This window comes from Scytonema sp. UIC 10036 (genome assembly GCF_009725235.1).
Genome location: NZ_WJFC01000298.1, coordinates 1 through 12,416 on the forward strand (window position 1 = coordinate 1; position 12,416 = coordinate 12,416).

10 protein-coding genes and 2 tRNA genes are annotated in these 12,416 nt (G+C 42.0%); 5 read left to right on the forward strand and 7 right to left on the reverse strand.

The window, feature by feature from the left end; translation table 11 throughout:
• Window positions 1–341: 341 nt before the first annotated feature.
• From F7734_RS57470 to F7734_RS57480, 3 genes are all read right to left on the reverse strand, one after another.
• A tRNA-OTHER gene (locus F7734_RS57470) sits at window positions 342–483 on the reverse strand.
• Between the two features lie 58 nt (window positions 484–541).
• Window positions 542–671 (reverse strand) — tRNA-OTHER (locus tag F7734_RS57475).
• A gap of 128 nt (window positions 672–799) precedes the next feature.
• Window positions 800–961 (reverse strand): hypothetical protein, encoded by a 162-nt coding sequence (locus tag F7734_RS57480; RefSeq protein ID WP_155753084.1) that lies wholly within the window; start codon window positions 959–961, stop codon window positions 800–802.
• A gap of 54 nt (window positions 962–1,015) precedes the next feature.
• Between F7734_RS57480 and F7734_RS57485 the strand changes: the two genes are divergently transcribed.
• On the forward strand, window positions 1,016–1,750 hold the full coding sequence (locus tag F7734_RS57485) for a hypothetical protein (protein ID WP_155753085.1): 735 nt from the start codon (window positions 1,016–1,018) through the stop codon (window positions 1,748–1,750).
• Between the two features lie 49 nt (window positions 1,751–1,799).
• Here F7734_RS57485 and F7734_RS57490 read toward each other — a convergent pair whose 3' ends face one another.
• A complete protein-coding gene (locus F7734_RS57490) occupies window positions 1,800–2,927 on the reverse strand; it encodes a quinone-dependent dihydroorotate dehydrogenase (RefSeq protein WP_155753086.1) in 1,128 nt (375 codons plus the stop codon).
• 115 nt (window positions 2,928–3,042) lie between these two features.
• Between F7734_RS57490 and F7734_RS57495 the strand changes: the two genes are divergently transcribed.
• The 3 genes from F7734_RS57495 (at window position 3,043) to F7734_RS57505 (ending at window position 7,141) form a co-directional block, all read left to right on the forward strand.
• Complete coding sequence (locus F7734_RS57495) at window positions 3,043–5,886, forward strand: GAF domain-containing protein (RefSeq protein ID WP_155753087.1); 2,844 nt, start codon at window positions 3,043–3,045, stop codon at window positions 5,884–5,886.
• 110 nt (window positions 5,887–5,996) lie between these two features.
• Entirely contained in the window at window positions 5,997–6,152 is a 156-nt protein-coding gene (locus F7734_RS57500) for a DUF2256 domain-containing protein (protein ID WP_155753092.1), read from the forward strand.
• A 35-nt stretch (window positions 6,153–6,187) separates the two neighbouring features.
• On the forward strand, window positions 6,188–7,141 hold the full coding sequence (locus F7734_RS57505) for an isoaspartyl peptidase/L-asparaginase (protein ID WP_155753088.1): 954 nt from the start codon (window positions 6,188–6,190) through the stop codon (window positions 7,139–7,141).
• Window positions 7,142–7,220: 79 nt separating this feature from the next.
• Here the strand turns inward: F7734_RS57505 and glmU are convergent, their stop codons facing one another.
• The 3 genes from glmU to F7734_RS57520 all read right to left on the reverse strand — a co-directional run bounded on the left by glmU (window position 7,221) and on the right by F7734_RS57520 (window position 11,289).
• A complete protein-coding gene (gene glmU / locus F7734_RS57510) occupies window positions 7,221–8,576 on the reverse strand; it encodes a bifunctional UDP-N-acetylglucosamine diphosphorylase/glucosamine-1-phosphate N-acetyltransferase GlmU (RefSeq protein ID WP_155753089.1) in 1,356 nt (451 codons plus the stop codon).
• 69 nt (window positions 8,577–8,645) lie between these two features.
• Window positions 8,646–9,824 (reverse strand): two-component system response regulator, encoded by a 1,179-nt coding sequence (locus F7734_RS57515; RefSeq protein ID WP_155753093.1) that lies wholly within the window; start codon window positions 9,822–9,824, stop codon window positions 8,646–8,648.
• Window positions 9,825–10,359: 535 nt separating this feature from the next.
• Entirely contained in the window at window positions 10,360–11,289 is a 930-nt protein-coding gene (locus F7734_RS57520) for an MnmC family methyltransferase (protein WP_155753090.1), read from the reverse strand.
• Between the two features lie 180 nt (window positions 11,290–11,469).
• Here F7734_RS57520 and F7734_RS57525 point away from each other — a divergent pair, with 180 nt between their 5' ends.
• On the forward strand, window positions 11,470–12,297 hold the full coding sequence (locus tag F7734_RS57525; RefSeq protein ID WP_155753091.1) for a sulfurtransferase: 828 nt from the start codon (window positions 11,470–11,472) through the stop codon (window positions 12,295–12,297).
• Window positions 12,298–12,416 lie beyond the last annotated feature (119 nt).

A 12,416-nucleotide genomic window follows, 5' to 3' on the forward strand; every position in this document is an offset into this window, starting at 1 on the left:
ATTTTGGATTTTGGATTTTGGATTTTGGATTTTGGATTTTGGATTTTGGATTTTGGATTTTGTATTTTGGATTTTGGATTTTGGATTTTGGATTTTGGATTTTGGATTTTGGATTTGAGATTCAATCCAAAATCACAAATCTAATACCAAGTTGAAAAAGAATACAACAGATATAGCAGTCCTAAATGATTTACAAACACCTCTTCCTTGTCTTCCTTGTCTTCCTTGTCTTCCTTGTCTTCCTTGTTTGCATCTCAAATAGGATTGCTATAGTAGAGTTAAATTTACTTCGGGCAAAGCTTTCTCAATCCAAAATCCAAAATCTAAAATCTAAAATTAATTGGTGTGGGAGGCAGGATTTGAACCTGCGGATGATGGAACCACGATAACCCTCAATTCTTCAGCCTTTACAGACAAGTTTGTGAACCAAGGACTATGGGCAAATTGCCCATCCACTGCCTTACCAGACTTGGCTACTCCCACGTGAAATTTTGGATTTGCAATTCAATCTAAAATCCAAAATCTAAAATCCAAAATCAATTGGTGTAGCGGGGCGGGATTTGAACCCGCATCTCCGGTGAATTAAGGGGGGGATCGTTAGCAGCGATAACCCTCAATTCTTCGTCCTTTTCAGGCTATGTTGGTGCTCTACCGTTTGAGCTACCTGCCACTTATCAGCTTATACTACTTATTGTAGTATGCGTATTACTGGGTGTCAAGTGGTTGGTTGAAAAATTTTATCGCTTCTGTAGGTGGGCTATGTGGCAAGTTTGTTGTGTAGTATAGTCCTACCTACTTTTTAGAGATCTGGAGGCGGAGCCTCTGGTAAGGCATTCCCAGCCTGAGGCTGGGAACGAGAGGAATACGCAATGCCCTTTTGCCCAAAGCCCAGCCCTGATTTGCCAAATTTTTGCCGGGAAATTTTTTTGGCAAATAGACAATTGTTACAAACTATTGCCATGTTTTTTGCCAAGATTATATTATTTCTCAACAATGACACTTGGCAGTAATCGGCATGAGTGAAAAAACAATAGAAAGCTACGGCAAGGGTTTTCTAGTTCTACTTTTGCCTATCTCGTTTTTAATTATTTTCCTAGTTGCCACCTGGCGAATCTGGCTGGGGGTAATTCTTCTCGTCTTGATGCTTAATGTCTGGCAATTCTACAAATGGCAACAGTGGAGCCAGCAAGTTAATCCAATATTCCATCAATTGCTTAAGGAAAATCAAGGCAGGATTACACCTGTAGACTTGGCAATGAAGGGCAATTTTTCTGGGGAAACGGCAAGACGTTACTTGGAATCGAAAGCAGCAGAATTTGGTGCTCGTGCTCTTGACTCTGAAGATGGTGGTAAAGTTTATTACTTTATCACTGCTAGTACTCTGGGTAGCATCCTTGACGATAGCGAACCACCAAAAGAACTCCCTGCTGAACGTGTTGCCTACCAACCTCTACCAATTCTTGCTCCACCTCCACCCAAGCTGCTTGTGGAAGAACCAGAGGCTGAGTTACCACCTCAGCCACCTCAAGAGACTCCAAAAAAATCGCTGGAAAAACAGTTGTTTTTTGGTTCTCTGATTCAATCTGAACTTGCCAAGCGGCTCAATGTTTATTCCAGCACCGTCTATAAAAGGAGAGACGATCCAGATTTTCCGGAGTGGAGTCGCAGTAAAGATCCAGATGGTATCGCTTGGAAATACTCTCGAAAAACTAAGGAGTTTTTCCCATTAGAACTAGAGGAAAAAAGCTAAAAGTCAAAAGACAAAAGTCAAAAGAAATTTCTTTTAACTTTTGCCTTTTTTACTTTTGAGAGCCAATGGCTTCTGAGATAGAGTTAAAACCATTTTGTTCTAGCTTGGATAATAACCCTTGGAGGATGTGTCTTACCATAGCTGGACCTTCATAAATCCAGCCCGTATACACTTGGAGAAGGCTAGCACCAGCTGTGATTTTTTCCCAGGCGTCTTCAGCCGTGAAGATTCCACCAACGCCAATAATTGGTATTTGACCTGCGGTTTGCTGCCAAATAAATCGAATAATTTCGGTGGAACGTTCTTTTAATGGAGCGCCACTGATACCACCTGCTTCGTCTTGAGGTGATTTTCCTGTTTGGGGAATGACTTGAGTTCTCAATCCATTCCTACTGATAGTGGTGTTTGTCGCAATAATTCCAGCAAGTCGATAGGTTTTTGCTAAAGAAATAATATCAGTTATTGCCTGCCATTCTAAGTCAGGAGCTATCTTGACAAACAGAGGCTTGTTTAGGGAATTTTCCTGTTGTAATGCTGCCAAAATAGAACTTAACATGGAAGCATCTTGGAGCGATCGCAATCCTGGTGTATTTGGGGAAGAAACATTGACAACAAAGTAATCTCCATAATCCTTAAGTAAGTGAAAACTATTGCGATAATCAAGGGCTGCATCTTCTAAGGTGGTTATCTTAGATTTCCCCAAGTTTAAACCTATAGGTATTGACCTTAAATCTGGCGGAACTTCTGCTAACCGTATTGCCATTGCCTCTGCACCGCTATTATTAAATCCCATGCGGTTGAGGGCGGCTTTATCTAAAGGCAAACGGAACAACCGGGGAGGAGGATTTCCAGGCTGTTGGTGAAAAGTAACAGTTCCCATTTCTGCAAAGCCAAAACCAAAGCTAGACCAGATGGGAACTGCAACTCCATCTTTGTCAAAACCTGCAGCTAAACCAAGGGGATTGGGAAACGTCAATCCAAATAGATTTTGCTCTAAGCGTTTATCCTCAAGACAAAACCATCGCTTCAATTGTTCGTTCATCCAGTTTGTGCTCTGACGAACTCGATTCTGTCCCAACCAGTTCAAGCTGCGGATAGTTTGCTGGTGCAGCCATTCTGGATCTGTTTTTGCAAAATTGAACAAAAGGGGACGAATTGCATCTTTGTAAATATCCAATTGAGTGTTCCCAATGTTAAATTTAAAACTTCACAATCTCAAAGCGAAAGTCGCTCGATCCACGTGCTTTTATGGGCACCTTATATAGTAACAATCTAAGTTAACGATAATTCAGATGTTGCCCCCTCAAAAACCAACAGCAGCCGACCAACAGATATTTTCCTTGGGGCGCGTCCTCCAGAGCCTCAGGGAAGAAAACGATGTTGACGTTTTGATCGAAACCACTATTTCTTACCTCAAAGAGCAGTTTGACTATAAGTTGGTGTGGATTGCTCTTTACGATCGCCTGAACCACATCCTATTCGGTAAGGGAGGTTTCTCGCCTGTAGCCGATATCAGTTACTTGAGACAGCGAGTTGTACTTAGTCCGGGGGATTTGTTAGAGCAAGTTGTCATTGAGCAACGCTCCCTAGGTGTAGCTGACTTAAAAGCTGAAAATCGAGCCGAACAATGGCAAGGATTTGCAGAAAAATTTAACATACAAGGAACGATTATATTACCAATTCGATACAAAGATCGCTGTTTGGGTATTGTTTTGATGGGTTCGGAACGTTGGGGTTATATGCTTGGTGGTGAAGCAAAAGCTCGGCTGATGATGGTTTTGGGGGAACTGGGGGCGGCACTTTATCAAAGCGAAATAGATTTGCAGCAAAAGCAAACCAAGCGATTGGATGAGCCATTGTTGCGACTGTTGGAAAGTGTCAGAACTTTGGGTAACTTGGAGCAAAAACTGGAAGTTGTGGTGCAAGCCACTCATGAATTCGTTTCACCGACTCGGACAAAAATTTACTGGTTCGATCGCGAAAAAAGGTATTTTTGGCTGCGGTTGAGCGATCGTTATAGCAAGACGCAAGCCGAACAGCAGTCAAGTAGAATTACAGCGCAAGAACTTAACGACTTTTATTATGCACTGTCAGTCAATCAAATTGTTTCCATTGGGGAGGGACGTAGTTCGTTAAAAAGCGCTTTTACACTCAAGCTGCTGCAACGTTTGAACGTGCGATCGCTATTAGCAGCGCCCATTGTTTGGCAGAAAGACTTGCTGGGTTTTGTGGCAGTTGAAGCCAGAGAAGCTCGAATTTGGTCGGACGTGGAAAAAAATTTCGTTATTGGTGCGGCTGGTTTGCTTTCCCTAGCAGCACCTACCGAAAGTATGGAAATCACCATTAAACAAGTTCAAAACGATGCTCAACTGACCAGTCAAGTTGCCAAAGCTATCTGTAAAGATTCCGATCGTCTAGAAATTTTACGTGTTTGTGCAGCAAGAGTCTTGGAAAGGTTGGGAGCAACTCGTTTTTTGCTACTCGATCTAGATGCTGACCAAAATCAATACCAAATTTTATACCAAAGCCAACCCCGCAATCGGAGAAATTTGATATCAGCCCTTGATGCTCTTAAAGAATTGGATTGGCAGTTATTGCAGCATTCATCAGAGGCAGTGGGAATTGAAGATGCTGAGGAAGATTTAAAATTTTATAATTGGCGGTCCGATCTAGTCGAAAATGGAGTGCATTCTTTTCTTATTAGTAACTGCACTCAAGGTCATGCGCCAGAATCTCTCTTACTCGTTACCACTGAAACTCCTCGCTATTGGACATCTCAGGAGAAGGAACTACTGCAAGCAGTGAGTCAGCAAATAGGTGTTATTGTTCGTCAATGGCGACTGCATCAAGTGACCGAACAGCAAGAAAAAATATTGCGTAGCTTTCAGCAATGCTTCCGGATTTTGGAACGAACTCAGACTTCCATCCCTCAACCAACTCATCAGTTTGAACGTGCTGCACTCGAACAAATAGCGTCTGTTCTTGGCTGTCCTTTAGCATTACTGCTTTCTTGGAAACCGGAACAAGATGTTGCACAAGTGATACCAGGTGTTATTGCTAACAATCAATTCACTGTTAATACTGATGCCGTCATTCCGATTCAAAGTGAACCCCTAATCTATTGGGCATTTGCTACAGACGGTTTATTAGCTATCAAAGTAGACGATGTACCCGAACAAACCAGAAAGTGGCTTAACGGTTCCGGTATCGGTCAGGTTTTAGTGATGGCGTTACGCACCAGTGCAGACTACCAACCAACAGGTGTTGTGTTGATGGCCGATCGTGCAGAACGTCAGTGGTCAGAACAAAGTCTCACCGCTTTAGAATCTTTGATTTGTCAGTTTGCTTGGTCTCGTTGGCATTTGCACATCACGCAAATTCTTCAATCCACAACTAACAATCTCCAACAACTGAATTGGTACAAGCACCGTCGTTTGGAGGAAATACAAAGAACGCTTGTACTTTTACTCAGCCAAATGTACGATCTAGGTATCCCTACAAACGAACTCACTCACACTCGTCATTTGCAACTATTGCGTCAAGTAGATGCAGCGACAGGATCGATGACAGCTATGCTCAAATTCGAGCAGTGGCAAGTGTGTGTTACCAAGGAAACTGTTCCAATCGCTAGTTTACTCAAGCGATCTCTAGAACGAGTGGAACTTTTGCTCAAACAACAAAAGTTATGGGTGGGAGTGCATGGTTTAGGACAACCGATTGACAGCACAGAAAAAACTTATTCAACTTTATATAACTCTTCTGAAGGCGTTAAAACCCAAGCCATGGCGATCGTTGGCGACATCGTAAAAATTGAACTAGTTATATATGAATTGTTAATGAACGCTTGTCGCCGTTCGGTAAGTGGTGGAAGAATTGACATTTGGTGTCGCCGTATGGATGAGGAGTTGCTAGAGGTATCAGTAACAGATAATGGTATCATTGAGGCCCAACTTTTAGAACAATTGCATCAAGATGCACCCAAGAAAGTGCTATCTCCCTCCAGTCTCAGTCAACCACCAGGTTTACACTTGTTAATCTGTCAAAACCTTATGCAATTAATGGGAGGCGAACTGCATTTTTATCAGTTACCAGATGGTCGGGTTGTGAGCCGATTATTATTGCCTTTGACTGTTTAATGGTTATGGCTCAGATAATCAGTCACTAAAGTTACCATACGTTTGTGACAAATGCGGTTATAATATACATCCAAATCTCGGAATCAAACTCAAATCAGTACCGTATTTATATGGGACGTACACGTTCTAAATCTGACTTACCTACAAAAATGTGTCCGGTATGTCAGCGACCTTTCACTTGGCGCAAGAAATGGGCTGATTGCTGGGATGAAGTCAAATACTGCTCGGAAAGATGCCGTCGTCGTCGTTCTGAATCCCCAAAGTAAATAACCGCAAAGGCATGGAGTAAAGAAATAAACAAATGGATATACAGGTGCAACCTAAATTAATTGTTCATGGAGGAGCTGGAGCTTCTCTGAAAGGTAAAGGAGGATTAGAAGCAGTACGCCGATCGCTTCACAAAATAGTGGAAGAAGTTTATGCTCTCCTCCTGTCTGGAGTCAGTGCTAAAGAATCGGTGGTGAAGGGCTGTCAACTTTTGGAAGATGAACCCCACTTTAATGCCGGAACTGGTTCCGTATTGCAATCAGACGGTCAAATTCGTATGAGTGCTTCTCTAATGGATGGTGCTTGCCAAAGTTTTAGTGGCGTGATAAATGTATCGCGGGTCAAAAATCCGATTGATTTGGCCCTTGCTCTCCAAAGCTCTCCGGATCGCGTATTGTCTGATTATGGTGCTGCGGAATTAGCACGAGAATTACAAATTCCCAGCTATAACGGTTTAACTGAATTGCGGCTACAAGAATGGATACAGGAACGTCAAGATAACTTTAAAAGGGCAATGGCTGGAGTCATTGCTGAAGAAGAATTACTGGAAACTAGCAGTGCTCGACGCGGTACAATTGGTGTAGTAGCTTTAGATATGCAAGGTAAGCTAGTAGTCGGTACTTCTACTGGCGGAAAAGGATTTGAGCGCATTGGTCGGGTCAGCGATTCTGCAATGCCAGCAGGCAATTACGCCACAAAATTTGCTGCTGTTAGCTGCACTGGTATTGGCGAAGACATTATGGATGAGTGCTTGGCACCACGTATTGTAGTACGTGTCACTGATGGAATGCCGCTTCTTGAAGCGATGCAGCGCTCCTTTACAGAAGCACGCGAAAACCACCGGGATTTTGGCGCGATCGCTATTGATGCGAGTGGGGCAATAGGTTGGGGTAAAACCTGCCCCACTCTTCTTGCTGCATTTCACAACGGCGACAAGATTAACGATACTTTAGAACTGCCCGATGGTAAAGAAGTAGGGGTTGTTTAAGGAATTATGAATTATGAGTTATGAATGATGAAATTTTCAATTCATAATTCATAATTCATAATTCATAATTCATAATTTATCATTCATCATTTTTCAAGCGCCAGCCCGGTTTCTCTACCTGGCGAGCACGGGCAATGACCAGACAATCATCAGGAACATCTTTTGTAACAGCAGAGCCAGCTGCTATATAAACATCATTACCTATTGATAATGGAGCAACTAAAACGCTATTTGCTCCAGTTTTTGTGCGATCCCCAATTGTAGTTGGGTGTTTTTTCACTCCGTCATAGTTGGCGGTAATTGTCCCTGCACCAATATTGACTCGGGTTCCGGCAGTGGTATCACCTAAGTATGAAAGGTGAGCTGCATTGGAATGGTCACCTAGCTTGGTATTTTTTAGTTCTACAAAATTTCCTATCCGGCACTGAGCACCTACAACAACATGACCGCGTAAATGAGCATAAGGACCGACTGTGGTTCCTGAGTGTATAACACTTTTGATAACGACAGAATATTGTACAGTCACGTTTTCACCGATTTGGCTATTTTCAATCAAACTTCCCGGTCCAATGCGACTTCCAGTCTGAATAACCGTACTTCCTCTTAGGTGAGTTTGAGGTTCAATAATGACATCTGGTTGTAATTCTACGGTGTCGTCAATAGTAATACTTGCGGGGTCTACGAGCGTAACACCAGCTAACATCCATTTTTCTTTGATTCGCCTTTGCAAAATCTCGTATGCTGTAGCAAGTTGCAGGCGATCGTTAATGCCAAGAATTTCCCGTTCGTCCTCTAAATCCAATGCCATTACCGGCTTAATTTGGCTAACAGTGTCAGTGAGATAGTACTCTTTCTGAGCATTATTTGCTTGTAGGTGAGGCAAAATGTTGGCTAAATCCTGCCATCGGAAGCAGTAAATACCAGCATTAATACGTTTGTTCTCTTTTTGTTCTGGAGTGCAATCTTTATCTTCAATAATTTGTTGAACTATATTTTCACTATTACAAAAAACGCGTCCGTAACCCTTAGGATTATCTACCTTTGCTGTCAGGATGGTGGCAGCGTTTTGGTTTTTGGTGTGAGTTTCTAACAAATTTCTTAAGGTTTCTGGACGCAGCAACGGTACATCACCGTACAGTACTAGTAGATCTCCAGTGTAACCTTCTAAATAGGGCAATAACTGCTGGACTGCATGACCTGTGCCAAGTTGTTCGGTCTGTTCTACAAACTCCAAACTCGGAATTGGCTGCAGGGCTGCCTTGACTTCTTCTGCTTGATATCCTATAATAACCATCTGTCGAGTGGGCGCAAGTGGTTTGACGCTCTCAATCACTTGTTCGATGAGCGATCGCCCACCCAGGGAATGTAAAACTTTAGGCAAGCTGGATTTCATGCGCGTTCCACGTCCGGCTGCCAAAATTGCTACAACTACCATAATAAGTATGAATTGCTTTGACTGGCTTACTTATTCGAGTGTAGACTCAATTAATACCAGGTTACTCATTTAAGGCAAGCAATTCTGGCAAGAAATCATGACAAACTCCTCAAACTGCTTCATGAGTTCGGGATTGCGCCAACCCTGTTTTGTTTCCTCTGCCATCACTGTGAGTGCTTCTTTGGCACTAAATGCTTTTTTGTAAGGTCTTTCGCTTGTTAAAGCATCAAAAACATCAATAAATTGAAAGACTTGTGCTAAGTAGGGAATTTGCTCGCCCACAAGCCCATCAGGATAACCCGAACCATCCCACCGTTCGTGGTGGTGTCGGATGATGGGAACTACGCCCCGCATACTGCGTAGTGGCTGGCAAATCTTTTCTCCAATTAAAACGTGCTGCTTCATAATTGTCCATTCTTCAGGAGTCAGTTTTCCCTGTTTTAGCAGTATAGAATCGGGAATACCTACCTTGCCAATATCATGAAGATAGCCGCCCCACATCAAATCTCGAATTTGATTGCGTGTTAAACCCAAGTACTCACCAAAAGCTTGGCCCAATTTCATTAACCGTTCGCAGTGATCTCCGGTGTTGGGATCGCGGCTCTCAATAGCTCTAGCAATAGAAAACAGGACTTGTTCCGCGTGGTCTAAATCTTCATTTAGCCGCTTTTGTTGTACAAGAGATTTAACACGGGCTGCTAGTTCCACGCGATCGAATGGTTTGGTCAAGAAATCGTCTGCACCTACCTCAATTCCCCGAATACGCGATCGCCTATCGTTTAAAGCAGTAATAAAAATCACTGGTATAAGCCTAGTTGACTCTTCCTGTTTGAGCAACTGGCAAACTTCAAATCCATCCATTCCTGGCATCATCACGTCTAATAGAATCAGGTCTGGTTGTTTTTGCGTTACCAGTTCTATGGCAGTACCACCACTATCTGCTTCTATGACTTCGTAGCCTTCCATAGCTAAAAGAGCAACCGCCGTCATCCGACTAGCTGCATGGTCATCAACCACTAAAACTTTAGGCGCATCCGAATCACTACCATTCACTGTCCAACATACGGTTTGTACCGTTCTAGATACCAATAAATCAAATATGGAATTCACACGAGGGCTTACCCAAGAAGCGGGTGTTTCCGGTTCTTCAAGACTGATTTCTTTTATCGGTGAATTCAGAGCATCATCCTTATTCTGTAAAGATGATGTATTATTTGTAGATATAGTATTTTTGACTTGGTTTGACAAGTTCGGCTCACTAACAATTCCATGAGTAGGGCCTGTAAATTTGGATTTCCATTGAACCACAAGGGTACTCCAATTTCAAAATAGTTAACATTGATAGTTCTTCAAAACAAGTTTACTTTTTATCAGCATTTATATGCTAGCAAAACACGTTTTTTCTTTATAAGTTGCATAAATCTTTTCATCTTTTTTAAGATATTAGAAATCATGCTATGTGCTTTCATTCCTATCTTTCCAGTATGAGCAATTCCTGGTTGAGTTAAATCGGGTTTTTTACGGAGATTTCTTAGCATGGTATTCAAAGAATAATCTTGCTAAGCTTCCGATCTCTATCAAAATTAAGTATCGGTATTTTAAAGATTTGACTTCAACCTCAGTATTTACACATTTTTGTCATAAAATTTACATTAATTACACAATTATTGTTATTTTTTTGACTTTTTAGGACACATTAACAGACAATTTAGTATTGAAAGTTACAGAAATTTTTGTTTTTAACTTTCAGTCAATTCTCCTATAGTAATAAATTTTACACTATCTATAGACTTTTAGAGAGCCATCTTTTTCGCCAATAAGATGTAGGTTCAAGAGTTGAAGCTTGTTGCTCTTGTTGCCGTCGTTTCAAAATGTTATCTGCCGAATCATTCAGTTGTGGATCTCGATAAGGAATCGCGGCACGGGTTAACAAATGTTCTTTTTCTGCTTGGGAGAGAGGGGGAAGAGGAGACAAGGAGGACACGGGGGACAAGGTAGAATTTGCTTCCTTGTCTACCCCCTTTCCCTTCTCCTTCAAATGGGCAGCAACAGTACCGGGTGCGCGCCTTCCAACGGGTGGCGTGGAACCGATTTGTAGTTTGGCGACTTTGAGTGCAGTACGCACAGCCGCAGCACAAGAGTAGGTTGCTAGTAAACCGTTTAAGTCCAAGCAAAAGGAAAGTTGCTGAATAAATTCAACAGTCCACAACTGCGGACACTGAGGGGGAGAAAATGGATCGAGAAAAATAGCATCAGCTTTAAAACCGGATTTGTTTACAAGCTGAATTGTGCTTCTAGCATCACCAATTAAGAGATTTGCACTCAGGCAATCTTGGACGACTTGATACTCGCTAGCTAATTGAGCCAAAATTTGAGTATAGTTATATTCCCAATTGTCATATAAATGACGATCGATTGCAGCTTGTGGTACTGCAGCATTTAGTTCTAAACCAATAACTTCCACATGACATTTGGGGTTGACTTCCCAAATCGTTTGTAGAGCTGCTGCTGTGTTATATCCCAATCCGTAACAAACATCCAAAAGCCGCAAGTTTGATTTATTTGCAGCGAAAGCAAGTTGAGTTGGCACTGAGAATTTGAGAAAACTCTCTTGACGAGCTCCATAGTGACTGTGGAACAATTCGCCAAATTCTTGTGAAAAGAAGGTAAATGAACCATCTGCGGTTGACTCTGGTGTAAAATTTTCTTTCATGTCATATTTTATACTTTGTCAAGGGGCTAATGGCTAATTGCTAATTGCTAATTGCTATCTGTACTATTAGTCATTGGTAGGGTGAGCATTGCCCACCAACTATAGAATGTGCGGCACAGCCCTACCTACGCCCTATTAGCTATTAGGCAATAACCATTAGCCATTAACCAATAAACTTTTATGATCGACAAACATTTCGTTGTTTCTTGTGAATGGCTGTTAGAACATCTTGAAGATCCACAAGTTGTTATAGTGGATTGTCGCTTTTCTCTCGCAGATCCACAACTGGGACAGCAACAGTACAAAGAGTGTCATATTAAAGGGTCATACTACTTAGACTTAAATCTAGATCTTTCTAGTCCTGTTGGAAAACATGGAGGCAGACATCCTCTGCCAGAACCTGATAAATTAGCTCAAAAGTTGTCAAAAATTGGAGTAAATTCTCAAGAAACTCTTGTTATTGCCTATGATGATTCTCGTTACGCTTTTGCATCTCGTTTGTGGTGGTTGTTGCGCTACCTCGGACACGAGAAAGTGGCGGTACTAAATGGGGGTTTTGCTGCATGGCAAAGAGTTGGTTATCCTGTTACGGATGTTGTGCCAGAACACAAAGTATCTATGGGGCTGACTTTTATACCTAAGATCCAAACAGACATGGTAGTGGAGATCGTTACAGTGAAAGAGAGAAAAGATTTACAAGAAGTTGTGCTGGTTGATTCGCGAGAAACGGAGCGTTACTTGGGAATTAGAGAACCAATTGATAAAATTGCCGGACATATTCCTGGTGCAGTCAATTATCCTTGGCAAGAAGTGACAGACTCTGCGGGGTATTTGCTGCCTACTGTAGAGCAACGCCATCGATGGTCTAAAGTTGAAAATGCCGAGGAAATTTTTGTTTATTGTGGTTCTGGGGTAACTGCTTGTGTCAACTTACTATCGCTGGAGTTAGCAGGCATACATACAGGGAAACTCTATGCTGGTAGTTGGAGTGATTGGATTAGTTATTAGTTAGTGGTTGGTGGTTGGTGGTTTTTCCACTAAGAGACTTCTAATTAAAAAATTATCCCATCGTAGGGGCGCAAGGCATTGCGCCCCTACACGTTTATTTTGGATTTGGGATAATTTAT